Annotated in this window: 23 protein-coding genes and 1 tRNA gene; 16 read left to right on the forward strand and 8 right to left on the reverse strand. The window is 35.0% G+C overall.

Annotated features, from left to right (window positions below; all coding sequences use genetic code 11):
• Positions 1-437: 437 nt before the first annotated feature.
• The 4 genes from rlmKL to RM573_RS00020 are packed head-to-tail and all read left to right on the forward strand — an operon-like array spanning position 438 to position 6556.
• Entirely contained in the window at positions 438-2564 is a 2127-nt protein-coding gene (gene rlmKL, locus RM573_RS00005; protein WP_311575313.1) for a bifunctional 23S rRNA (guanine(2069)-N(7))-methyltransferase RlmK/23S rRNA (guanine(2445)-N(2))-methyltransferase RlmL, read from the forward strand.
• 5 nt (positions 2565-2569) lie between these two features.
• Positions 2570-2821 carry a glutaredoxin family protein gene (locus tag RM573_RS00010; protein ID WP_311575316.1) on the forward strand — a complete coding sequence of 84 codons (252 nt, stop codon included), beginning with the start codon at positions 2570-2572 and terminating at the stop codon, positions 2819-2821.
• 50 nt (positions 2822-2871) lie between these two features.
• Positions 2872-4788, forward strand: coding sequence for an ATP-binding cassette ATPase Uup (uup, locus tag RM573_RS00015; protein WP_311575318.1), 1917 nt, complete (start codon positions 2872-2874; stop codon positions 4786-4788).
• Between the two features lie 25 nt (positions 4789-4813).
• Positions 4814-6556, forward strand: coding sequence for a DUF3466 family protein (locus tag RM573_RS00020; RefSeq protein ID WP_311575320.1), 1743 nt, complete (start codon positions 4814-4816; stop codon positions 6554-6556).
• A 207-nt stretch (positions 6557-6763) separates the two neighbouring features.
• On the opposite strand, the gene gap is transcribed toward RM573_RS00020, so the two are convergent.
• The gene (gene gap / locus RM573_RS00025) at positions 6764-7759 is read right to left on the reverse strand and encodes a type I glyceraldehyde-3-phosphate dehydrogenase (RefSeq protein WP_311575322.1); all 996 of its coding nucleotides are present in this window, start codon (positions 7757-7759) and stop codon (positions 6764-6766) included.
• Between the two features lie 240 nt (positions 7760-7999).
• Here gap and gndA point away from each other — a divergent pair, with 240 nt between their 5' ends.
• Both gndA and msrB read left to right on the forward strand, forming a co-directional pair.
• Entirely contained in the window at positions 8000-9523 is a 1524-nt protein-coding gene (gene gndA, locus RM573_RS00030) for an NADP-dependent phosphogluconate dehydrogenase (RefSeq protein WP_311575324.1), read from the forward strand.
• Between the two features lies 1 nt (position 9524).
• Entirely contained in the window at positions 9525-9905 is a 381-nt protein-coding gene (gene msrB / locus RM573_RS00035) for a peptide-methionine (R)-S-oxide reductase MsrB (RefSeq protein WP_311575327.1), read from the forward strand.
• A gap of 19 nt (positions 9906-9924) precedes the next feature.
• On the opposite strand, the gene RM573_RS00040 is transcribed toward msrB, so the two are convergent.
• Positions 9925-10728 carry a DUF2989 domain-containing protein gene (locus tag RM573_RS00040; protein ID WP_311575330.1) on the reverse strand — a complete coding sequence of 268 codons (804 nt, stop codon included), beginning with the start codon at positions 10726-10728 and terminating at the stop codon, positions 9925-9927.
• A gap of 153 nt (positions 10729-10881) precedes the next feature.
• Between RM573_RS00040 and RM573_RS00045 the strand changes: the two genes are divergently transcribed.
• Positions 10882-12330: a glyceraldehyde-3-phosphate dehydrogenase gene (locus RM573_RS00045; RefSeq protein ID WP_311575332.1), complete on the forward strand. Its 1449-nt coding sequence runs from the start codon at positions 10882-10884 to the stop codon at positions 12328-12330.
• Positions 12331-12473: 143 nt separating this feature from the next.
• A complete protein-coding gene (locus RM573_RS00050) occupies positions 12474-12674 on the forward strand; it encodes a cytoplasmic protein (RefSeq protein WP_311575334.1) in 201 nt (66 codons plus the stop codon).
• A gap of 11 nt (positions 12675-12685) precedes the next feature.
• On the opposite strand, the gene RM573_RS00055 is transcribed toward RM573_RS00050, so the two are convergent.
• The 6 genes from RM573_RS00055 to RM573_RS00080 form a co-directional block, all read right to left on the reverse strand.
• Entirely contained in the window at positions 12686-13018 is a 333-nt protein-coding gene (locus tag RM573_RS00055; RefSeq protein ID WP_311575336.1) for a TusE/DsrC/DsvC family sulfur relay protein, read from the reverse strand.
• A complete protein-coding gene (gene tusB / locus RM573_RS00060; protein ID WP_311575337.1) occupies positions 13018-13311 on the reverse strand; it encodes a sulfurtransferase complex subunit TusB in 294 nt (97 codons plus the stop codon). The genes RM573_RS00055 and tusB overlap by 1 nt, the downstream gene beginning before the upstream one ends.
• A gap of 2 nt (positions 13312-13313) precedes the next feature.
• Entirely contained in the window at positions 13314-13685 is a 372-nt protein-coding gene (gene tusC, locus RM573_RS00065) for a sulfurtransferase complex subunit TusC (RefSeq protein WP_311575340.1), read from the reverse strand.
• A complete protein-coding gene (tusD, locus tag RM573_RS00070) occupies positions 13685-14059 on the reverse strand; it encodes a sulfurtransferase complex subunit TusD (RefSeq protein ID WP_311575342.1) in 375 nt (124 codons plus the stop codon). Before tusD ends, tusC begins: the two co-directional genes overlap by 1 nt.
• 78 nt (positions 14060-14137) lie before the next feature.
• Positions 14138-14806 (reverse strand): Bax inhibitor-1/YccA family protein, encoded by a 669-nt coding sequence (locus RM573_RS00075; RefSeq protein WP_311575344.1) that lies wholly within the window; start codon positions 14804-14806, stop codon positions 14138-14140.
• A gap of 122 nt (positions 14807-14928) precedes the next feature.
• Positions 14929-15531 carry a DNA-3-methyladenine glycosylase I gene (locus RM573_RS00080; protein ID WP_311575347.1) on the reverse strand — a complete coding sequence of 201 codons (603 nt, stop codon included), beginning with the start codon at positions 15529-15531 and terminating at the stop codon, positions 14929-14931.
• A 140-nt stretch (positions 15532-15671) separates the two neighbouring features.
• Between RM573_RS00080 and RM573_RS00085 the strand changes: the two genes are divergently transcribed.
• The 8 genes from RM573_RS00085 to RM573_RS00120 all read left to right on the forward strand — a co-directional run bounded on the left by RM573_RS00085 (position 15672) and on the right by RM573_RS00120 (position 23821).
• Positions 15672-15762: transfer RNA gene (locus tag RM573_RS00085), tRNA-Ser, on the forward strand.
• 613 nt (positions 15763-16375) lie between these two features.
• Positions 16376-16819, forward strand: coding sequence for a PDDEXK family nuclease (locus RM573_RS00090; protein WP_311575350.1), 444 nt, complete (start codon positions 16376-16378; stop codon positions 16817-16819).
• A 199-nt stretch (positions 16820-17018) separates the two neighbouring features.
• Positions 17019-18206, forward strand: coding sequence for a tetratricopeptide repeat protein (locus RM573_RS00095; RefSeq protein ID WP_311575352.1), 1188 nt, complete (start codon positions 17019-17021; stop codon positions 18204-18206).
• The gene (locus tag RM573_RS00100; RefSeq protein WP_311575355.1) at positions 18196-19161 is read left to right on the forward strand and encodes a M20/M25/M40 family metallo-hydrolase; all 966 of its coding nucleotides are present in this window, start codon (positions 18196-18198) and stop codon (positions 19159-19161) included. Before RM573_RS00095 ends, RM573_RS00100 begins: the two co-directional genes overlap by 11 nt.
• An 81-nt stretch (positions 19162-19242) precedes the next feature.
• Positions 19243-19800, forward strand: coding sequence for a phosphoribosyltransferase (locus tag RM573_RS00105; protein WP_311575357.1), 558 nt, complete (start codon positions 19243-19245; stop codon positions 19798-19800).
• A gap of 89 nt (positions 19801-19889) precedes the next feature.
• Positions 19890-21122: an alkaline phosphatase family protein gene (locus RM573_RS00110; protein WP_311575359.1), complete on the forward strand. Its 1233-nt coding sequence runs from the start codon at positions 19890-19892 to the stop codon at positions 21120-21122.
• Positions 21123-21229: 107 nt separating this feature from the next.
• Positions 21230-22441: an EAL and HDOD domain-containing protein gene (locus tag RM573_RS00115; RefSeq protein ID WP_311575361.1), complete on the forward strand. Its 1212-nt coding sequence runs from the start codon at positions 21230-21232 to the stop codon at positions 22439-22441.
• A gap of 138 nt (positions 22442-22579) precedes the next feature.
• Positions 22580-23821 (forward strand): tyrosine-type recombinase/integrase, encoded by a 1242-nt coding sequence (locus RM573_RS00120; RefSeq protein WP_311575363.1) that lies wholly within the window; start codon positions 22580-22582, stop codon positions 23819-23821.
• The last annotated feature ends 39 nt before the right edge of the window (positions 23822-23860 follow it).

The following is a 23860-nucleotide window of genomic DNA, read 5'->3' on the forward strand; positions in this document are numbered from 1 at the left end:
AATTTGAATACAAACAAGACGACCTTCGGCTATTCCTTTAAAAAACAGCCCGACGAGGTTGAACTTTTAGGCTGCTCCATCCCGCGTCCGAATGGTTTAAGTTTAACTTAAACAAGCCAACAACATTTTTATTCCGTTATTAAAGAAAGGTTTCACTGCTGTGAAAACGAGGCGTATCTTAAGGATAGTTACCGAATAATGCAAGGCGTTTTAGCAAGTTTTTTGTTTTTTATGCTAATAAAATGCTAATTGTTTTTTTTATCAACAAAGAGAAGGATATATGAACAATTTAATGGTCATTTTTAAAGCACAGAGAAATATCAGAAATTATTTCGTGATTTAAACTGTTTTATAATTATTGCTCTATCAGTAACGCCTGTCTTTGTTTATAATCGCGGGCATTACAAATTCAGTCTCCATAGGTCTTGAAAATCTACATGCAACAGTTTTTAGCATTAACATCTCCTGGTATAGAAATTCTTTTAGCGCAAGAGTTAAAAGATTTACATGCAGAACAAGTAATACAAAAGCCAGAAGGGGTATATTTTACTTCAACAATTGAAAATGCTTATCACATTTGTCTGTTCTCACGCTTAGCGACTCGCATTTTACTCAAGTTAGGTGAAGGAGATGCCGAAAATAAAGACGCGCTTTATGCAACGGCTAGAAGTATTAACTGGTCTGAACAATTTTCATCGGATTGTAGCTTTGCTATCGACTTTGTCGGTGTATCTGAAAATATAAGAAACAGTCAATTTGGTGCATTAACTATTAAAGACGCGTTAGTTGATGATTTTAGAGATCAAGGTTTTGATAGGCCTACAGTCGATAAACATGCACCTGACATTAGTTTTCAAGCGAGACTGTTAAAAGAAAAAGTAGCTATATACCTCGATTTTTCTGGTCGTAGTTTATTTAAGCGTGGTTATCGACAGAATACCGGTGCTGCGCCGTTAAAAGAACATTTAGCTGCAGCCATTATTATCCGTTCTGGTTGGCTCGATGATCCGTCAAAACCCTTAGTCGACCCTATGTGTGGCTCTGGTACTATCTTAATAGAAGCGGTTTCTATGGCGGCTAATTATGCTCCTGGTATCGATAGAGAAAAATGGGGATTTTCAAGTTGGCAAGGTCACGATGAAGAAAAATGGTGCGAACAATTATCTTATGCCAAACAAACATCACAGTTTGGTTTAGAAAAACTTAAAACTAAAGTGTTTGGCGTTGATATTGACAGTCGTGTATTAAAAACGGCTCAACAAAATGCAAGAAACGCTGGTTTACAACAATTTATTGAATTTTCTTGTAAAGATATCAACAAACTAAACAACGCGTTTGGTCCTAAAGGTACTTTTTTGTTTAACCCTCCTTACGGTGAACGTATTGGTGAATTACCAGAGTTGGTTGAAAATTTTGTTTTATTAGGGCAAAAATTAAAAAATCAATTCATTCATTGGCGTATCGCAATATTAACAGCGAATACAGAATTACTAACGTTAATGAAGCTAGCTAGTTTCAAACGCTACAAATTTAAAAATGGCCCATTAGATTGTCAATTCGCCCTCTATAATATTGATGAGAAGCAAGCAGCTGGAAACAGTCATCATTTAGAGTTTGAACAAAAAGAGTCGGCCTTTGCTAACCGGTTAGCAAAAAATAAAAAGAACTTAAAAAATTGGCTTAAAAAAGAACAAATAGAGTGTTATCGGATTTATGATGCCGATATTCCAGAATACAATGTTGCTGTTGATGTTTATGGCGATTATTTAGTTATTCAAGAATATGCTGCACCGAAAACCATAGATGAAGCTAAAGTCATGAAAAGGTTGCAAGAAGTTATTTATTTTGCCCCGAAAGTGCTTAATGTTGCCACTGATAAAGTCGTATTAAAAACCCGCGCGAAACAAAAGGGTAGTAATCAATATCAAAAAGTCGCTGAGAGTAAGCAATCGATTGTGTTATCAGAATATGGCGCCAAACTAAAAATTAATGTCTGGGATTACCTCGATACAGGGTTATTTCTTGACCATCGTAAAACTCGGCAAATGGTCGCGAAAAAAGCAAAAGGGAAATCATTATTAAATCTTTTTGCATACACGGGTTCTGTTTCATTACAAGCAGCTCTTCATGGTGCTGAATCTGTGACGACTGTAGATATGTCTAATACCTACTTAAATTGGGCTCAAGACAACTTCACCTTAAATAACTTATCTGGTCATAAATATCAATTCATCCAAGCCGATTGTTTAAAGTGGCTAAAAGACAACACACAAACATTTGATATCATTTTCATTGATCCGCCAACGTTTTCAAATTCTAAAAGAATGGAAGATAGTTTTGATGTGCAACGTGATCATATCAAGGTGATTTCAGATGCTTTAAAGTCATTATCCCAAGGTGGTGAAATTATTTTTACTAATAATAAGCGCAATTTCAAAATGGATAATGACGCCATTTCGGATCTTGGGTTAACCGCCCAAAATATTAGTGATGTAACGCGCGATAAAGATTTTGAACGTAATAAACATATTCATAATAGCTGGCTGATCAGTCGAAAGAGTTAAGATTGATGACAATAAAATATCATTTATACAGTAGTGTCGGCTGTCATTTGTGCGAACAGGCTATCGAGATTTTTTCGAAAACTTCACAGCACAAATACCTAAAAGTTATAGATATTGTAGATAATCCATTAAATCAGGATAATTTAGTTGATCTTTACGGTATGCATATACCTGTTTTAGAACGATTATCAGACAATCATCAATTATTTTGGCCATTTGATATCAAAGAAATTACCGCGTTTATACAAGAGAATTAACCGTTAATCACGCGCGTATATACATTTAAATAAAAGAGTTAAAAGTTAGCATGGAATTGATTCGTATTAGCCAAGGTGAATTAGCCTTTGGTGAAGATAGTATTTTAGATAAAGCAGAATTAACCATTAAAACGGGTGAAAGAGTTTGTTTAGTCGGCAAAAATGGTGCGGGTAAATCGTCATTAATGAAAGTTTTGATGGGTAAACAGACTTTAGATGATGGCACTATGCTAATTTCTAATAATGTAAAATTAGCCATGCTTGAACAAGATCCACCGGAATCTTGTTCGATGACTGTTTTTGATTATGTTGCGCAAGGCGTTGAAGAAAATGCCGAGTTAATCAAACAATACCATGCAATAATTCATTTAATTGATGAAGACCCCTCAGAGGATAACCTTAATAAGCTGGCCAATGTTCAACAACAACTTGATCAAGCAAATGCTTGGCAAGATGAACAACGTATTGAAAAAGTACTGACCACTTTAGCGCTTGATGCTGACAAAATGGTTAGCGACTTATCCGGTGGGTGGTTACGTAAACTTGCTTTAGCTAAGGCACTTGTCAGTGAACCCGATGTATTATTACTCGATGAACCTACTAACCATCTTGATATTAGCAGCGTACTTTGGTTAGAGCAGTTTTTAAAAGACTTTAAAGGGACAATTATTTTTATTAGCCATGATAGGGCGTTTATTCGTGGTTTATCGACTAGGATATTAGATTTAGATCGAGGTCAACTTGTGAGTTATCCTGGAAATTATGATTTATATATTGAACAAAAAGCGCATGACTTAGAAGTGCAAGCTACCCAAAATGCACTTTTTGATAAACGCTTAGCGGAAGAAGAAGTATGGATCAGACAAGGTATTAAAGCCCGTAGAACTCGTAATGAAGGCCGTGTTAGAGCCTTAGAAAAATTACGTGTTGAACGACAACAACGTCGTGATGTGAAAAAACAAGGAGATATTAAAATTTCCGCGGGTGAACGTTCCGGTAAACTAGTGTTTGAATCAGAACAGTTAACAATGGCGTTTGATGAAAAAGTTATTTTTAAAGGCTTAGATTTATTGATCACGCGCGGAGATCGCTTAGCACTCATTGGTGCTAACGGAACAGGTAAGTCGACCTTAATTAAATTACTCATGGAGCAATTAAAACCTACGTCTGGCAAAATGCGTATTGGGGTGAACCTTGATATCGCATATTTTGATCAACATCGCGATGCTTTAGATCTAAATATGACCGTACAAGATACCGTTGCTGAAGGAAAACAAGAAGTTACCGTTAACGGGAAAACCCGTCATGTTCTCGGTTATCTGCAAGATTTCTTATTCAGTCCGAAAAGAGCACGAACACCAGTAAGAGCACTTTCAGGTGGAGAGAAAAATCGTTTATTACTCGCCCGGTTATTTTTAAAACCAAGTAATTTACTAATTCTCGATGAACCTACCAACGATTTAGATATAGAAACTTTAGAGTTATTGGAAGAAGTCGTTGCAAATTATGCTGGAACAGTTATTTTAGTCAGCCATGATCGTGATTTTGTCAATAATTGTGTAAATACTTGCCTATATTTTGATGGCAGTGGTCATATTACTCAAATAGTTGGTGGCTATGATGATGTTGATTCATATTTAGCATTAAAAGATGAACAACGAAAAAAAATGTCTGAAGGTGTTGAAAAATCGGTGGACAACAACACCAATAAAGTTGCAAGTGCACCTAAACCGAAAATAGTAACGAAAAAGAAACTTTCTTTTAAAGAAACAAGAGAGCTTGAAGCGTTACCTGAACAAATTGATGAATTCGAACAATTAATCTCATCATTACAAGAACAAGTTAATTCAGCTGATTTTTTTAACCAAGACAGTGAAATAACTAAAAAAATATTGAACCAGCTTGAAGAAACTGAGTCGAAGCTTGAAGTTGCTTTCGCAAGGTGGCAAGAGTTAGATGAATTATAGCAAGAAGTGAGAGTACAGTAGTTAAATGAATAAATTTTTAAAATCAGTATTAACCCTTGGTATAAGTAGTGCTTTAGCTGCTTCTTCAGTCAATGCAGCTACTTATCAGATTATTGATAAAGGTGCCGCTGAAAAACTTAAATACACTTATTCTCAGCAAGAGAATAACGTCGGGGAAATGGCGATATCGGGTACCGATGTCTATAACTTCCCAGTTTTATTTCAATATTTAGACAGTGACGATTTTGATGAAATCGTTTATTTGGCGTTTTCTCAACATGAAAATATTCATGAACTAGAAAATATTGAAGACGAAGATGCATTAAGAGCAGGAACGCCTACAGCGAATGATTTATCTTGGGTAATTCAATTTCTAAAAGGTAAAAACGCTGATTCTTATTATCAGAAATATGGCGATATCATAGCCATGACAAATTTCGGCGGTGAGTCTGTTGAATTTACCGTATTTGACCAATATTTTGAAGGAACAGAAACCTATACACGTTCAACCGTTGATTATATAAATGGTGTGACTGATCAAGGCTGGATTTATGGTAATGGTTCCGCACCATTTTTACCCGTAGATTTCACTGAAAGTGATGATGATGAAGTAACCTTTTGGATCAGTGAATTTACCACCCGTGGCTTTTTATCAACTGATCAAGGTCAAACCATCATTCCCATTATGCCACCAGAGAATAGGTATGGCGGTGAGTCAGCGGTGTTACATATAAACAATAATGGTGTTGCTGTTGGTTATGCCAGTACAGTGATTAATGAAGCAGCGTTAGAATTTATTGAAGACGAAGACGGTGGTTGTGCAGATCCTGAAAGATTAGAAGATCTGCTTTTTGAAGCATGTGTTCAAACAATCTCATCAACTATGTATAACACAGAAGCGTTTAAATGGAATGTTGACGCATCGGGTGAAATATCTAGTGAAGCTTTAGGTTACTTGGTAACACCTCATGTTGACGATCAAAGACAATTTACCAGTGTTGCACAAGCAATCAATAACCATGGTGTTGCTGTGGGTTATTCAACTGGTTGGATTGACGAAAATGAAACGGATCCAAGTGCTACTGAGCCTACAAGTACTTATGCGGTGATATTTAAAAATGGTACGGTAACGGATTTTACCGAAGATCATGGAAAACATTTCGAATCTCGTGCTTATGACATTAACGATGCAGGGATAGCTGTAGGGCATGCCACCACAATTAGTAACGGCTCTTATCGAACAAAATTTTATTATGTAGATACTAATGCTGAAAACCCCGAAATGATCTTACCCCAAGGTTACTTTACCGGTTCAGCAAGTACAGCTAGAGCCATCAACGAACATGGTTTTGTTGTCGGTGAAGGTGAAGTTGAAACCCATAACGACAGCTCAACAAACCCTCGTCGTACCAATGGGTTCTTATATGATATTAATACAGATACATTCACTAATTTAAATGATTTTTTACCATGCTTGAGTGAATACACCATTATAGAAGCACGTGATATTAACGAAAATAATGAAATATCAGCCACGGCAATTGTAAAAGTGCACAGAAGAGATTCAAAGGGCGAGTTAATGTATGACTCATCAGGTGATGCATTAATGGAAGATGTCGTGCGTGCGGTAAAAATGGCACCAATAGCAGGTGAAATTGAAGATTGTTCTGAAGTAGAAGATAAAATAGAAAGACAAGGTGCTGGCTTAGGTACTTTAACTTTATTATTGTTAACTGGGTTTGCCAGACGTTTTACACTTAAAAAGTAGCGTTAAGAATAATACTTGAATTACTAAAATAAAATGCACCTGAAGGTGCATTTTTATCTCTAAAGAAAAAGGAAAATACTCGCGTTAACTTATATAGTTTCTGTGCTATTCCCTTTACTCAGGTTAGAAAACTAATATAGTCGAGCAAAAAAAACGCCAATAAAATTGACGTTTTTGTATGTAATTGTAGGCAGTCTTAGTTGAAGATTATTTTGATATATAAGCGACTAAATCTAAAACTTTGTTTGAGTAACCAATTTCATTGTCATACCAAGAAACAATCTTTACAAATTTATCGGTTAGCGCAATACCAGCCCCAGCATCAAATACTGAAGTACAAGTTTCCCCGATAAAGTCATTTGATACTACGTTATCTTCAGTATAACCTAAAACGCCTTCTAACTCACCGTATGATGCAGCTTTCATTGCATCACAAATTTCTTGGTAACTTGCAGGTTTGTCTAAGTTAACCGTTAAATCGACAACAGAAACATTCGGTGTTGGAACGCGAAATGCCATCCCTGTTAATTTACCGTTCAATTCTGGTATAACTTTACCCACGGCTTTTGCTGCACCTGTAGAAGATGGGATAATGTTTTGACCAGCGCCACGGCCACCACGCCAATCTTTCACAGATGGACCATCAACAGTTTTTTGTGTCGCGGTAGTAGCATGAACGGTTGTCATTAAACCGTCAGTGATGCCCCAATTGTCATTTAATACTTTAGCAATCGGCGCTAAACAGTTGGTAGTACATGATGCATTTGAAACAATTTCTTGTCCGTTATATTTATCTTGGTTTACGCCCATAACAAACATTGGCGTATCATCTTTAGATGGAGCAGATAAAACTACTTTCTTTGCACCAGCTTCAATATGTTTACGGGCAGTTTCGTCTGTTAAAAATAATCCCGTTGACTCAACAACCACATCTACGTCAATTTCGTTCCACTTAAGATCCGCTGGATTTCTTTCTGCGGTTACTCGTACGGTATTACCATTTACAACCAATTGACCGTCTACTACTTCAACAGTCCCTTTAAAACGACCATGTGTTGAATCGTATTTAAGCATATAAGCCATGTAATCAACATCAATCAGATCATTAATACCAACAATTTCTATGTCATTTCTTTCTGCTGCTGCTCTAAATACAAATCTGCCGATACGGCCAAAGCCGTTGATACCTACTTTAATAGTCATAATGGATCCTTAATTACAATAATGTAGTAAAATTACATTATTTACAGAAAAACTCAAGAAATAATTGCTTAATCGCAAAATAAAACTCGTATTAATTAATAATATTACAGTAATATATAAAAATATTACATGTTTTAGTGTTTTGGACATTTAAATTGAGCAATTTAATGTGAACTCGACTAATAGCATGATAAAATATTCACAATTTGACTGATTTAAAATTTACTCTCTGGATAACTCATGAATCAACAACCACAACAGTGTGACATCGGCTTTATCGGCCTTGGCGTTATGGGCAAAAACTTGGTATTAAATTTAGCAGACAATGGCTTTACCATTGCTGCATTCGATTTAGATAATGACAAAGTCTCTGACGCAATAAAACAAGATAAATTCGAAAATAACTCTGATATTGAAAGAGTTATCGGTTGTTCATCTTATACTGAATTATTGTCTAAATTAAAATCTCCTCATTTAATTGTGTTATCAGTCCCTGCAGGAGAGCCAGTTGATCAAGTGTCAGAAAGTTTAATTGGCGCAGGTATTCAACCTGATGATATCGTCATTGATACCGGTAATAGTTTATGGGTAGATACGGTCGCTAGGGAAGAAAAGTATAAAAATAACTTTATTTTATTTTCTTCTGCTGTTTCAGGTGGTGAAGAAGGGGCAAGGTTTGGACCATCGTTAATGCCGAGTGGCGCTCCCTATGCTTGGACAAGGATTCAACCTATTTGGGAAGCGATAGCGGCGAAAGTAGATCCGAAAACAGGTAAACCTTTAGAGCGAACCAAGCCCGGCCAAATAATTGAACACGGTGAACCTTGTACTACCTATATAGGTCCAGCTGGTGCAGGACATTATGTAAAAATGGTTCATAACGGCATTGAATACGCCGATATGCAAATTATCTGTGAAGCTTACCATGTACTACGTGCAGGGTTATCACTATCAACGGATGAAATTGCTGATATCTTCGAACAATGGAATCAAGGCCCATTAGATAGTTATTTAATGGAAATATCTGTTGAAGTGCTACGGCATAAAGATAATGAAGGTAAACCTTTAGTTGATTTGATATTAGATAAAGCGGGTCAAAAAGGTACCGGTCTTTGGACAGCAGTGAGTAGTCTAGAGGTTGGGGCACCGGCGCCAACAATTACACAAGCGGTTTATGCTCGTTCTATTTCATCTTTCAAAGAATTAAGGATTGCAGCAGAGCCTTTATTATCAGGACCTGAACAAATAACTTTCAGTGCTGAAGAGAAACATGCATTCATTGAAAATTTACATGATGCACTTTATTGCTCTAAGATTTGCGCGTATGCACAAGGTTTTCAGTTAATGAAATTGGCGGAAAAAGAACATGGCTGGCAATTAAATTTTGCTAATATTGCAAAAATCTGGCGTGCTGGTTGTATCATCAGAGCGGCTTTTTTACAATCTATCACCGACGCTTTTCAACGAAATGAAGATCTTGAAAGCCTTATCCTCGATGAGTTTTTCGCTCAACAATTAAGTAAAAATCAAATGTCTTGGCGTAAAGCTATTGCAAAAATTACTTTAATGGGGATCCCCGCAGGCGCATTGTCTTCTTCTTTATCTTATTATGATTCAATGCGAACTGCAGTGTTACCTGCTAATTTATTACAAGGGCAAAGAGATTACTTTGGTGCCCATACATTTGAGCGAGTTGATAAATCAAAAGGTAAAAAATATCATGTACAATGGGGAACGCCTGATAAAAACATGATTGAGATCTAAAATGAGCAACCAAGATGATATTTATAAAGATAAATTAAGTGACGACGCTTATCGCGTTTGTCGCTTAGCTGCTACCGAACAGCCTTTTACCGGTAAATATAATGATCATTGGCTATTGGGTGTTTACCACTGCGCGTGCTGTGAACAACCTTTATTTGAATCAAGCACAAAATTTAATGCCGGCTGTGGTTGGCCTAGCTTTTTTCAGAGTTTAGATGATCGGGTAAAGTATTTACCCGATGACTCCCATGGTATGCAACGTACTGAAATACAGTGTGCTGCATGCGATTCGCATTTAGGTCATGTATTTGATGATGGGCCAAAACCAACGGGTAAACGATATTGTGTTAATTCATTGAGTTTACACTTTCAAGCGAAATAATCTCACTCAAACAACCTCTTTAAAATTTTGGTGCGGTAAACGTTTCACTTAATATTTTATCGAGTGTTGTTTCTGCTACTTTATCTAAAAATTCCACTTTTAAATGGTGAAGTGCGACATAATTATCTAATGTCGTTTGTGAAAGACTGCTGTCATCAGGCATATATAATTGCAATACCCTTAACCAAATATATGATTGTTTTGGTTGCTTTTTATCGGCAAAGATTGATGATAATGATTTAAAAATTTCTGGGTTAATATCATTGCCATCTTTATATAACTCTAACGCATGAAAGAGTAGCTGTAATGTTTTATTTTGATCTCTTTTTATATAATAAGTAGCCAACTCATATTGCGACTCAGGTGTTTCTAATTCGCCTGTACCTTCTAGGGCTAAAAACTTTTCTAAGGCTTGTTCGTTTAAATAACGAGTCCAATGAAAATACAGTAAGCGTGGGTGTTCAGAGCCGCGCGTTTGCTCAGCTATTTCTTCAATCCTTTGGCGAGCTTTCATCATGTTTTCTATTCTACGGGTTTTCTTTTCTTTTAATTTAATATGCTCAATTTTTGAAGCGTGACTGACACATTTATTATAGTTTTCATAAGCAATCAATTGATTAAACTTTTGTAAGTCACCGGCAGTTTTTTTATGTGCTATATTTGCAGCACCAACGGCTATTCTCTCTCTTTTACACCAAGAATCTTCATGAAATTCTCCACAGATCTCCGGGTTTTCTTCACATAATTGTGAAAAACTCGGCCCTGAATCACATCCCGTCATAAGTAATAATGACAAGAGGAGAGTAAATAATAACGTTTGCATATGTGTGCCTAATATTATTGATAAATTTTATGTAACCTATGGCGAAATGTTTTATGTTCCATTACAATACGCACCGCATTTCACTATTGTGAATTCTAACTATAATTTATAATAGTACTTCGTTCAATTGACTGAAATAAAAAGGTTTACGCAATGACTTCTCATCTTGAGGAACAATATCAAACTAGTTGGCAAGAGCGCCAAACATTTGCTGAAAATATGCAGCCAATAATTGGCCAACTTTTTAGAAATAATGGTATCGAAATATCTGTTTATGGTCGTCCTTTAGTGAATGCTTCGGCAATCGATATAATTAAAGCACATAAATCTGTAGCACTTCATGAAGAAAGTAAACTTCGTTTACGCGAAAGTTTCCCGTTCGTTGAAGCATTAAGTAAAATGAATTTAGCTCCCGCTCGAATTGATGTCGGAAAATTAGCTTATCGTTATTTATTTAAAGGCGAAGCAAATGGTCTGTCAATTGAACAATTTTTAGAAAAAGAATTAGTAGACATTGCTAAAACCAACGATTTACTTGAATCGAAAGATATTGTTTTATACGGCTTTGGTCGCATTGGTCGTTTACTCGCGCGTTTATTGATTGAGCGTGCCGGTCCAAGCTCTACCTTAAACTTACGCGCTATTGTAATTCGTCCAGGTCAAGAAGGTGATCTTGCCAAACGTGCAAGTTTATTACGACGTGATTCTGTTCACGGTGCTTTTAACGGTAGTATCACAATTGATGAAGAAAACAATGTCATCAGAGCCAATGGTGCTTTTATCAAAGTAATTTATGCTAAATCTCCGGCTGAAATTGATTACACAGCACATGGTATTAATAACGCATTAGTTGTTGATAACACAGGTATTTGGACTGATGAAGAAGGTTTAGGCCAACACCTTAAATCAAAAGGTGTTGCAAAAGTTTTATTAACAGCTCCTGCCAAAGGTGATATAAAAAACATTGTTTATGGTGTAAACGAAGATATGATTTTAGCAGATGATAAAATCATTTCAGCTGCCAGTTGTACAACCAATGCAATTACGCCTGTTTTAAAAGCGATTAATGATAATTTTGGTATTAAAAACGGTCATGTAGAAACGGTTCACTCTTATACGAATGATCAAAACCTAATTGATAATTACCATAAAGCGCCTCGCCGTGGCAGAAGTGCTCCTTTAAATATGGTGATCAGTACAACAGGTGCTGCAAAAGCTGTGTCTAAAGCATTACCAGAGTTAAAAGGTTTACTAACCGGTAACGCGATACGCGTTCCAACGCCAAATGTATCAATGGCAATTATGAATTTAAACTTAAAAGAAGCGACCGACAAACAATCATTAAATGATTATTTACGTAATATTTCTTTAAATTCTAAATTACAAAACCAAGTAGATTATACTGCTTCAACAGAAATCGTATCAACGGATTTAGTTGGTTCTCGTTATGCAGGTGTGGTTGATTCACAAGCAACAATTGTTGATGGCGACCGTGCAGTATTGTATGTGTGGTATGACAATGAGTTTGGTTATAGTTGTCAGGTGGTAAGAGTGATGCTTGAAATGTCTGGCATTGCAGTACCAACACTGCCTTTGAATTAATTAATTCATCAGTCATACTAAAAAAGGCACATAAAGTGCCTTTTTTTATTCATGTTTTTTATACAAAGGCCGATAAAGTATATTAAGCTATAGCTTAAAGTTACTGATTTTTTATTCAGCACAGCAATTTTTAAGGGTTTTATATGTCAATAACAATCGCATCATCAAGTAATACCAATACCAATATTGATACAGGCCATGCGTTACTTACTGCAAAAAAAGTTCAAGATCAACAAGAGCTTGAAGGTCAGTTAGCGATGAAACTTATTGAAGGGGCGAATGTAGAAGCGGCTAGTTTACCGACAACGGCAAGTAGTGGTCATCATATTAATGTCAAAGTCTAAGCAACTGTCTATTAAATGCAACGAGCGGGTTTAGGTAAACCCGCATATTTTGTTGCTTGTTTAGCCGGCCCTTCAGGAAACAATCGATAAAGGTATCGACTACTTGCTTTTTCCTCGCCAAATTCTGCTTTCATTGCTTTAGTTAACGCTCGTATTGCTGGAGAAGTTTTATAGTTAAGGTAAAACTCTCTGACGAATGTGATCACTTCCCAATGTGCTTGTGTTAATTCAGTATTATCATTTTTGGCAAGTATTTCAGCCAACTCTCTGTGCCAATCAAGATAATTCACTAAATAGCCTTGAGCGTCAGTTTCTATTTCTTTCCCTTTAAATACTATATTCATTATTGCCAGGTTACCGAGTTATCATATTGAAATATTAGTTGATTAAGCTTTGCTAAATTAATACCGTTACTATGGTTTGCTAAGGTTATTCCACGCGCTATAGCGTGTTGTTCAACCACATAGATTTGCTGGCAACTAAGTTGTAATTCTTCAAAAATTTGATGATTAAGAGTGTAACAACCATCATCAATTAAAACGATTGAATCATCCGCTAATAAATTGTCGCGACAAAGCTCAATATCTGTATTTATAAAAGGTGAAAACCTAACTAAATGAAGTGTTTTTTTATTCATCTTTAAAACCTTAACAAGATATCACTGGCCGTTAGTTTAGTTGCAAAATCTTTTTTATCTAATACTTGAACATTATCAATATGGAAACATAAAGGTAATTTACGCTGAGTTAAACTTTCTTTACAAACATAAATATTTTCTAAATCATAAAATTCAAACGCTGAAAATGTTTTAAGAAAATCTTTCATTTGAATCGATTCAGGCTGCTGATTGTTAACTAATTGCCATACACCATCACCTTGAAAAAAGAGATGAGTAACTTGTTCGTATGTGCCCATAATAAGGGCAATATCCAAGGAGTCCTTGGCATTTGCTTGGCCAAAGGGCGATGACGTATTTAAAATAGAAATTGTTTTAGTCGTTGGTTCAGACATTATAATTGCACCACACGATCAGCTTTAAGCGATAATTCTACAAGTTCACCTAACCCAGCAATAGTAAAGCCACTTATTATCAAGCTAGTACACATTGGCTCTTCTGCTTTTATCAAACCATGTTTTTCTGCTGCCGTACTACAAAGATAGAAGGGCACATCATGATCTTTATTTAATTGTTGCCACTTATTATGTAAAGGAAATTCGTCATTGGGTAATGATAAATACTGACTTGCATTTAAAACACCGGATTGATAAAAAAATACACCTAATAGCTCAACACTCTGACTTAGCGCTGTTTCAATAAACTGATAAGCCGTCTGAGTTAAAGGACTCGTGGGTGGGGTGGTAACAATAACCGCCAATTTTTTCATCGAATATATCCAAACAAAATTTAAAAAAAAGCCTCGATAATTCGAGGCTTTTTATTATATCTGATTTTTTAGCAGAGATTAATCATCACCGCCAAATACACCTAATAAATGAAGAAGGTGAACAAAGATGTTATAGATGTTTAAGTATAACGAAACAGTCGCTCTAATGTAGTTTGTTTCACCACCATGAATGATACGACTTGTATCAAATAAAATTAAACCAGACATTATCATAATAATGGCAGCGCTTATCGCAAGAGATAGTGCTGGAATTGCAAAAAAGATATTAGCAATAGAAGCAATAATCGCCACGATTAAGCCAACCATTAAAAAACCACCCATAAATGAGAAGTCTTTTTTACTTGTTAATGCATAACCAGATAAAGCAAAAAATATTAATGCTGTTCCACCTAGTGCTTGCATAATTAATGAAGGACCGCTTGGCATTGCCGCATAATAATTTAACATTGGCCCAAGTGAAGCCCCCATTAAACCAGTGAATGCGAATATCCAAAATATGCCACTCGCTTTATCTGCTTGCTTATGAACCACAAATAATAAAACAAAAGCGACAAGGGTCATAATTAACCCAGCCATATGAGACAAGCCCATAGACATTGAAATACCTGCGGTTACGGCACTAAATGCTAATGTCATTGATAACAACATGTAGGTATTCTTTAACACTTTATTGATTTCAATTGCTGAGCTCTTGCTCGCGGTTTGAAAACTCATATTAGATTGCATAAACATTCCTCTAAGAACTTTAAGTTATATTTGTAAGATAAGGCTTTTATTGAGAAGTTCAAGTGCAAAGCAACTTTTCATTTATCACCTTTGACATATTATGACACGTGATTTACAAAATACTATGCTTTTTGTTGATCAAATTCAGATATTATTTGTGATCTTTTGTAACAAGACAAACTATGGTCATTTATCATACCGCATGCTTGCATATGCGCGTAGCAAATCGTTGAACCAATAAATTTAAAACCTCGTTTTTTCAGATCTTTACAAAAGGCATCAGACTCAGGGCTTGTTGCTGGATAATCTTCTGCATTTTTTATTTCATTCACAATGGTTTTATGATCAACAAATCCCCACATGTAATGACTAAAGCTACCAAACTCTTGTTGTATTTCAATAAAACGTTGCGCATTGTTTATAGCTGCTTTGATTTTTAATTTATTACGAATTATGTCTTTATTTAATAACAGTTCTTCATATTTAGTATTATCAAACTGAGCAACTTTATCCACATCAAAATTTGCAAAAGCTTTTCGATAACCATCCCGTCTTTTTAATATTGTATACCAACTTAAGCCGGCTTGTGCTGATTCTAATGTTAAATATTCAAATAACTTTTGATCATCATAAACAGGAACTCCCCATTCTTCATCGTGATACTTCACATAATCTGCTTTTGATGTATCTAACCAAGGACATCTACAAGGCTCATTATTAGTCATTTTCTTCCCTATATGGTTGAATGACAGGCAAAGTGATTAATTTTTTAGCAATCAAACATTTTTAGCAAATTAATACTTTACAAGCGATTAACGACACTTTAATATTCGCCTCGTCTTAAGGCAAGCGCCAAAAGATATCTGGTGAGATGGCTGAGTGGTCGAAAGCACCGGTCTTGAAAACCGGCAAGGGTTTGTAGCCCTTCTAGAGTTCAAATCTCTATCTCACCGCCATATTCTAAGAAACCGCTAATTGAAAAGTTAGCGGTTTTTTTTCGTCTTTTATTTGTTAGATAAATTTTAGGGTTTGTAGCGTAATACCTTCGAGTAGAGTTCAAATCTCTATCTCACCGCCATATTTAGAAAAGCCCGTTACGATAGTGACGGGCTTTTTGCTTTTTAAGTTACAACGATAAAATCAAGATAAAGGTTTGTAGTGCAATACCTTCGAGTAGAGTTCAATTTCTATTTCACCGCAATATTCTAAGAAACCGCTAATTGAAAAGTTAGCGGTTTTTTTCGTCTTAAATTTAATTATTAATCATAGGGTTTGTAGCGCAATACCTTTGAGTAGAGTTCAAATTTCTATGCAAAAAGTACGTGGTATTTTTATGACTTTTCGTTCGATAAAAATTAAATAAATTCTTAAGATTGTAAGTACAACACTTTAATTAAACCTGCTTTTAATATTTTTATGTTCTAATTTTAAAGTCAATAAACTGTTTTTTTACAAAAGGTTGCAGTTTAAGTGATAAATAGTTACTGTAACTGTATAAATATCAACCGACGGATGTTGGTAATATTTGATAATAATAATATAAAAATATAATTGAAGAGGGGATGTTCTATGGAAAAAGTAAAAACTGAAGGTGGAATTGAAAACGAAAATTTATTCCGTGCACTTGTTACGGCACCAATTGCGGTCTTTTTTGTCATAATAGCGGTTAATTCAGTCACATCATCCGGCTTATTTTTATTTAAGTTTATCTTTGTTTGTATGGCGGTATATTTTTCATTAAGTACACTCGCGTATGCAGCTTTCTATTCAAATGACCATCAAACAGAAAAAGCAGATAAAATTTTTAACAATAAGAATTTTTTCAACTTAGTGTTTACAGCTCCGATTTCTTTATCGCTGATAATTTTCACCGCTTTATCATTTTCTTCAAATGCAAGTCTGTTTTTTAATATTGTCTTTGGAGCGTTAGCTTTTATTTCCTGCTTATATACAATTGCATATGCTGCTTTTTATACCAATGATTGTTATGAAGACAATGCCGAGGCTCATTAATTACTACTCTTTATTTATCAGCTACAGTCTTTAATTGTTGAAAAGCCCAGTAACTATATTGTTATTGGGCTTTTCTGCTTTTAACGAGTAAATTGTAATAAACTATGAATGGTGAACAGAAAACATACAATTCCGACAAGATTGATATATAGTTAGTGTTATAAGCATTCTAATTTATGAGAAATCTATTGGAGGTTTTATGCTTAAGCTATCTTATAAAAAATTATTCATTATTTTTTCTTGGCTTTTCATTGTTTCATGCCAGTCAACTATTGCGACTTCCGATAATACATCTATTTATAACGAATTATATTTAGATGATGAATTTGAAGTTGATTCAGCACAATCCATAGAATCCGAAGAAGAAGTGTTTGCGCTCGATGATGAAATGAAATTAATGGTAACTGAAAAGTTACTTTCAGTACGAGCCCCAAATAAAAGAGCTAAACGATTATTAAGACATATTTTTGCAAAAGAAAATATCGATTTAGCATATCAAAGCGCTGCCAATCTCACGGCTAGTCAAGCCTACCATAGTCAAACGGCTAATTGTATGTCGCTCACTATCATGGCCTATGCTTTAGCGAAAGAAGCCGGGCTAGATGTGAAGTTTCAAGACGTGAAAGTTCCTGAATATTGGGTTAGAAACGGGCAATACAATATGCTCACTGGCCATGTAAATTTAATACTGACTGAGGCTAAAGTCCCGAATAAAACGGTAGTTTACGGCAGAGAATTATTACAAATTGATTTTGATCCTGATATTTATAAAAAATCATTTCCGAAAAAAGTTATCACTAAAAATACTGTTTTAGCGATGTTTTATAACAATAAAGGAGCTCATGCACTTGTCGACCAAAATTATCAACTTTCTTATAAATACTTAAAACAAGCGACACTTGTTGACCCGTCGTTTTCATCGGCATGGGGGAATTTAGGTATTCTATATAAGTTAAATGATTTAACTGACTTCGCGGAAAAAACTTATAGACATGCCATTGAATTAGATAACGATAATCTTACAGCACTAACTAATTTATCGCTATTATTAGAAGATAATAATAACCTTGAACAAGCACGTAAAATTGAGAAAATGTTGCATGATAAACGCATTAAAAACCCTTATTATCATGCGTTATTAGCAGATGAAGCTTTTTTTAGAGGTGAGAACCAAAAAGCTTTAAAACATTATAAACGCGCTATACGTATGGATAATAAAGTCCATGAGTTCTATTTTGGTATTGCTAAAGTTTATTATGCCTTAAACCGAATAGAACGAGCCGAAAATGCGATGAATAAGGCCATTGCCTACAATCGTGCTTCTGCAATTGAATCCCAATACCTAGCGAAATTAAACTTTTTAAAAGACTTGGAGATTGCCAATTAAACACAGAGTTAGCGTATTAGGTTTGATATCTGCTGGTTTACTCGCCTGTAGTGCATGTCAATCAACAAACACAGTAGAATATTTAAAACCATTAACAATAAATATTAAATCAGAACAACTACTGAATCATTTTAAAGTCTTGTCATCAGATACTTTTCAAGGACGAAAAGTGTCAACAACAGGCAATAAAAAAGCTCAACAATATCTTATTGACCAGTTATCAACCTTATCCGTTCAAGGTTTTAAAGGGCAATACAAGCATTCTTTTCATTATGGCTCTTCTACTTATCCTAAATCTGGTAACAATATAATCGCTTTCATTCCTGGTAGTAACGAAGCAAATAAGTATATTGTATTAACGGCACATTTTGATCATTTAGGTACTAAAGGTAATCGCATTTTTAATGGTGCAGATGATAATGCTTCTGGTACATCGGCATTACTTGCTATGGCTGAACAATTAGTTAATCAACCATTGTCACACCATATTATTGTTTTATTCACAGATGGCGAAGAAAATGGCTTAAAAGGGAGTAAAGCATTTATTCATGATAATCAAGAGTTACTCAAAAACATTAAGTTAAATATTAATATGGATATGCTTGCCGGTAGTAAACGCAGCAAAAACTTACATTTTATTGCGCGTGGTTTAACTAAAATATTGACCGATAATCAACTGACTATGTTTTATCAAAATCAACAAACCCGAGAGCTCTCTGTTGTTAAAGGGTTTAAACGAGAAAGGCATTCATTAAACAAACGGACTCATTGGTTGCTTGCCAGTGATCATGGTAGTTTTCATCAAGCGGGGATTCCGTTTATATATTATGGTGTAGGCACCCATTCTAATTATCATAGCCCGAGTGATGAATACTTAAATACCAATCATCAGCTATTAACTAACGCTACTAATATTATTTTTCAGCAACTTTTGTTTCTCGATCAGGCAATTTAAACTCATCCTACCATTAACTTTTCATGTTAAAGCACGTTATAATAGTTAAAATCTTGAAAATTAGTTATTGGATATTTCAAAATGCAAAAGCGTTTTATTACGGCACAAGAGCTTTTAGAAGACTCATTTCGTGTGGCTGCAAAAGTTTATGAAGATGGTTTTAGACCTCAGTTTATTGTTGGTATTTGGCGAGGTGGGGCACCAATAGGTATTGCTGTACAAGAATATTTTGATTTTAAAAAAGTTGAAACCGATCATATTGCTGTTCGAACGTCATCTTATTACGGAATCAATCAACAAAGTAAAGAAATTAAAGTACATGGTTTACATTACATTATCGAAAATGCCAATGCTGACGATGGTTTATTAATTGTTGATGATGTTTTTGATTCAGGTCGCAGTATTGAAGCACTAATAGCTCAATTACAATTACTTACAAGAAAGAACATGCCATCAGACGTTCGCATTGCTTGTCCATGGTATAAGCCAAAAAACTCTAAGGTTGCAATCAAACCTGATTATTATGTACATGAATCTGATGAGTGGTTAGTATTTCCACATGAGCTTTCAGGCTTAACACAAGAAGAATTATTATCGGGTAAAACAGATTTAGCGAATATTAAAGACTTATTTGTTTAATAACCTTTAATTGGTTTTAATAAGCACAATAACCTCATTATTGTGCTTTTTATTTTTTGGGTGATCATTTACATGGATACGGGAAAAAAATGACACGTATTATTTTGATAAGTGTATTGGCTTTAATATCGTTTAATAGTGTTGCAAAAAATCCGGTGATTTTATTGTCTGTTGATGGCTTTTCACAACGGTATTTAAAGGAATACCAACCCAAGAATATTCTTGCGCTCTCTCGAAAAGGTGTTATAGCACAAGGGCTTATTCCTACTTTCCCCTCAAAAACGTTTCCCAATCATTTATCGATAGTTACGGGAATGTATCCTGCTAATCACGGCATTATTCATAATAATTTTTATAACCGATCATTACAGCAATACTATACAAAAGGTGCCGCTGCAAAAAATCCAGCTTGGTTATTCGCAAAGCCCATTTGGACGATAGCTGAGCAACAAGGCATAAAATCGGCAATATATTTTTGGCCTGAATCTGAAGCTAAAATTGACGGTGTATTACCGAGTTACTATTTCAAATATAAGCACAATGAAAGCAATTTAAACCGGATCAATCAAATCGTCGATTGGCTAAAACTCCCTGAAAATCAAAGACCAGAGTTAATCATAGGTTATTTCTCAACCATTGATGATGCAGGACATCATTATGGTCCGAACTCAACTGAACTCGCTCAAGCGGTCAAAAATTTTGATCAATTACTTGGACAATTACTCGATAAAATAAACCAAGAAACTGAGTTTACGCCAAATATCGTATTAGTATCAGATCATGGCATGATGACAGTTGATAAACAAAAAACCTTATTGTGGAAAACATTGTTTGAGAATTTTACGTCGTTAAATATTGTTAATGGACAAACGCAGTTATTCATTTATGAGAAAAATCAAAACATATTAAACGATGTCCGATCACATTTATCATCACTGCCTGTAAAATCCTATTTTCAAGTTTTTGATAAAAGCGATTATCCAGAACATTGGCATTTTAACAATCATAATGCCGCTGTTCCTGACATGGTGATTAATGCGCTACCTCCAACAACATTTATTGATGAACACTCAGACAATAATCCTGGTGTACATGGGTATGATCCTTATGGCCAAGACGAATTAACGGGCATTTTCATCACACAAGGACCAGATGTAAAAACCGGCATTCAAATTAATGCTTTTGAGAATATACATGTATTTTCATTACTCGAAAAATTACTCGAAATATCGCCTTCTGATCAGGTTGATAGTCAAATAAGCATTCTTTCAAATGTTATAAATACTACTAAAGCTAATAAATTAATCACTAAATCTAACTAAATGTATAAATTTCCCAATGAAAACACGGTTAATACTTTATTTTCATAGGGAAAGTAGGGTATGTTTAATAGTTAATAATGAATAACAACAATAAGTCTTATTAATAGATGTATAGTACCTATATTGCACGTCAAGCGATTCTTGACAGAAACTCAAAAACGATTGGTTATGAACTATTATTCCGTGATAGTTCTGAAAATACGTTTCCTGAAATTGACCCGGATGTAGCCAGTTCAAAATTAGTCATTCAAAATCATTTATTAGGTGATATTAAAGCAATCAGTCTAGGTAAATTGGCATTCATTAATTTCACTGAAAAATGTCTTATCAATAAATACCCCTTGATGTTTGACCGTGATTCAATTGTTATCGAGTTAGTAGGGCATATCACAGCAACAGATCGTCTAATTAAAATTATTAAGTACTATAGTGAGAAAGGCTATAAAATCGCGTTAACAGAATATGATCTTGACACTAAATGGGATGCATTATTCCCATACCTTTCAATCATTAAAGTTGATATTGAATCTGTTAACCCAAAACGTTTACAGCCTGTTATTGAGAGAATCAAACCGTTTAATATAAAGCTTGCTGCAGAAAAAGTTGAAACTAATTATCAGCTTCAATCGCTTGCCGAAGTTGGTTTTAATTTCTATCAAGGTTTTTTCTATCATGAACCTGAAATTCTTGAAGGGCAGACATTAGCGCCATTTAAAACGCAAATGTTAAACTTGATCAGTGAAACATTTAATATTCCACTTAATTATGATGCTATTGCAGATATTATTAGTCATGACGTCAATTTAACCGTTGGCTTACTAAAAATGGTTAACAATGTCGCTACCAGCACTAAAGTAGAAATTACTTCATTAAAACAAGCAACTGCGTATTTAGGTGAAGATAAACTTAAACAATTTGTCACGATTTTAGCGCTATCCAAATTAACCACGGATAAAACTAACGAAGTATCAAGACAAGCTTTAATCACCGCTAAACTCATGACCGCTATTGCCACAAATCAACCATTTGCTGAAATTAGTGATTTTGCTTTTATCACAGGTTTATTAAGTGCTATCGAAGTTATTCTTAGTATGCCTATCAGTGAAATTGTTAAAACGATGCCATTAGCTTCACCCATTGAACGAGCGTTAGTAAGTCACGATGGTTTATTAGGTGAATTGTTAGAGTTAACAACAAATTATATCACCGGTACTGATGACCACATTGAACCGCTCATTGAAAGATATTCACTGGACGCTGAATTTATTCATAAAGAATTTGTTGAAGCAAGCCGTTGGTGTCAAGAATTGGGTTTTTAAACAAAACTTGGTAAAAGAATATAGTTCTGTGGTGCTTATTGCCGAAAAGGCATAAGTACTTCGCAATGTTAGTTTTCTATATTGATTATTCTGATAAACATCAAACACATTAGCTAAGTGCTTTTATTGGGCGAATTCATGGCTTCACAACAATTAATTCCTTTATTTCCAACCTATGATGAATTAATTAAATTGGATTTTTCTGATTATCCACAGTTATCCAAATTTATAAATGATCCAAACCAACCATGGCGATTAACACTATGGCAATGGGGTAAATCGTTCCTTGAATATACTGGTCGCAATAAATCAATTCACACTTATGATCGTTTTAGAAACGAAGTAGAGAAATTTCTTCTGTGGGCTTTTCTTATAAAGCAATCACCGATTGATGAATACCGAAAATCAGATATTTTAGATTATGCTGATTTTTGCTGGAAGCCTCCTGTAGCTTGGATAGGTTCGAGTAATCAAGAACGATTTAAGTTACAAAATGCCTATTTTCAAATAAATGTAGCTTGGCGTCCTTTTAAAATACAAGCGCCAAAAAGCCAGTTAATTAAAGACATTGATAAAAAGAAATATCGACCATCTCAACAAACCTTAACTTCTAGCTTTACCGGTATTATTGTCTTTTATAATTATTTGATGGGGGAAGAGTTTTGCTATGGAAACCCTGCTCAAATTGCCAAAAAAGACTGTAAACATTTTATCAATGATGCACAAGTTAAAGAAATAAAACGGTTAACCTCAGAGCAATGGCAGTATTTACTGGATACCGCTGTTGAACTTGCTAATGCTGACGAAGTGTATGAACGTAATTTGTTTGTTATCGCGGCTTTAAAAACCTTATTTTTAAGGGTTTCAGAACTCTCGGAACGCGCAAATTGGTCGCCAGTGATGGGACACTTTTGGCAAGATGAAGATGAAAACTGGTGGTTAAAAATTTATGGCAAAGGTCGAAAACTAAGAGATACCACGGTACCTCCAGACTTTTTACCCTTTTTACAACGGTATCGATTATCGCGTGGGCTTTCTGGCTTACCATCAAGTGGTGAGAATAATGTCTTAGTTGAAAAAATACGTGGCCAAGGCGGCATGACATCACGGCACTTAAGACGTTTGGTTCAAGATATATTCGATCAAGCCTATTTAAAAATGAAACAAGCTTCAGGTGAAAACAAAGCCCTAAAACTAAAAGAAGCTACAACACATTGGTTAAGGCATACCGGTGCGAGTATGGAAATTGAACGAGGTAGGGCACTAAAAGATCTGTCTGAAGATTTAGGTCATGCCAGTATGGCCACCACAGACACCATTTATGTTCAGTCAGAAAATAAAATGCGTGCTGAGAGCGGTAAAAAACGCAAAGTCGATTAAGTGATTCATTACTTCACAGTAAAACAATGATTTACCCTT

This window comes from Thalassotalea castellviae (assembly GCF_031846185.1).
Lineage (GTDB): Bacteria > Pseudomonadota > Gammaproteobacteria > Enterobacterales > Alteromonadaceae > Thalassotalea_H > Thalassotalea_H castellviae.

Excerpts from the sequence above, each read along its gene's own strand:
- rlmKL (WP_311575313.1), top strand. The coding sequence starts at position 438 with ATGCAACAGTTTTTAGCATTAACATCTCCTGGTATAGAAATTCTTTTA.
- RM573_RS00010 (WP_311575316.1), top strand. The coding sequence starts at position 2,570 with ATGACAATAAAATATCATTTATACAGTAGTGTCGGCTGTCATTTGTGC.
- uup (WP_311575318.1), top strand. The coding sequence starts at position 2,872 with ATGGAATTGATTCGTATTAGCCAAGGTGAATTAGCCTTTGGTGAAGAT.
- RM573_RS00020 (WP_311575320.1), top strand. The coding sequence starts at position 4,814 with ATGAATAAATTTTTAAAATCAGTATTAACCCTTGGTATAAGTAGTGCT.
- gap (WP_311575322.1), bottom strand. The coding sequence starts at position 7,759 with ATGACTATTAAAGTAGGTATCAACGGCTTTGGCCGTATCGGCAGATTT.
- gndA (WP_311575324.1), top strand. The coding sequence starts at position 8,000 with ATGAATCAACAACCACAACAGTGTGACATCGGCTTTATCGGCCTTGGC.
- msrB (WP_311575327.1), top strand. The coding sequence starts at position 9,525 with ATGAGCAACCAAGATGATATTTATAAAGATAAATTAAGTGACGACGCT.
- RM573_RS00040 (WP_311575330.1), bottom strand. The coding sequence starts at position 10,728 with ATGCAAACGTTATTATTTACTCTCCTCTTGTCATTATTACTTATGACG.
- RM573_RS00045 (WP_311575332.1), top strand. The coding sequence starts at position 10,882 with ATGACTTCTCATCTTGAGGAACAATATCAAACTAGTTGGCAAGAGCGC.
- RM573_RS00050 (WP_311575334.1), top strand. The coding sequence starts at position 12,474 with ATGTCAATAACAATCGCATCATCAAGTAATACCAATACCAATATTGAT.
- RM573_RS00055 (WP_311575336.1), bottom strand. The coding sequence starts at position 13,018 with ATGAATATAGTATTTAAAGGGAAAGAAATAGAAACTGACGCTCAAGGC.
- tusB (WP_311575337.1), bottom strand. The coding sequence starts at position 13,311 with ATGAATAAAAAAACACTTCATTTAGTTAGGTTTTCACCTTTTATAAAT.
- tusC (WP_311575340.1), bottom strand. The coding sequence starts at position 13,685 with ATGTCTGAACCAACGACTAAAACAATTTCTATTTTAAATACGTCATCG.
- tusD (WP_311575342.1), bottom strand. The coding sequence starts at position 14,059 with ATGAAAAAATTGGCGGTTATTGTTACCACCCCACCCACGAGTCCTTTA.
- RM573_RS00075 (WP_311575344.1), bottom strand. The coding sequence starts at position 14,806 with ATGCAATCTAATATGAGTTTTCAAACCGCGAGCAAGAGCTCAGCAATT.
- RM573_RS00080 (WP_311575347.1), bottom strand. The coding sequence starts at position 15,531 with ATGACTAATAATGAGCCTTGTAGATGTCCTTGGTTAGATACATCAAAA.
- RM573_RS00090 (WP_311575350.1), top strand. The coding sequence starts at position 16,376 with ATGGAAAAAGTAAAAACTGAAGGTGGAATTGAAAACGAAAATTTATTC.
- RM573_RS00095 (WP_311575352.1), top strand. The coding sequence starts at position 17,019 with ATGCTTAAGCTATCTTATAAAAAATTATTCATTATTTTTTCTTGGCTT.
- RM573_RS00105 (WP_311575357.1), top strand. The coding sequence starts at position 19,243 with ATGCAAAAGCGTTTTATTACGGCACAAGAGCTTTTAGAAGACTCATTT.
- RM573_RS00110 (WP_311575359.1), top strand. The coding sequence starts at position 19,890 with ATGACACGTATTATTTTGATAAGTGTATTGGCTTTAATATCGTTTAAT.
- RM573_RS00115 (WP_311575361.1), top strand. The coding sequence starts at position 21,230 with ATGTATAGTACCTATATTGCACGTCAAGCGATTCTTGACAGAAACTCA.
- RM573_RS00120 (WP_311575363.1), top strand. The coding sequence starts at position 22,580 with ATGGCTTCACAACAATTAATTCCTTTATTTCCAACCTATGATGAATTA.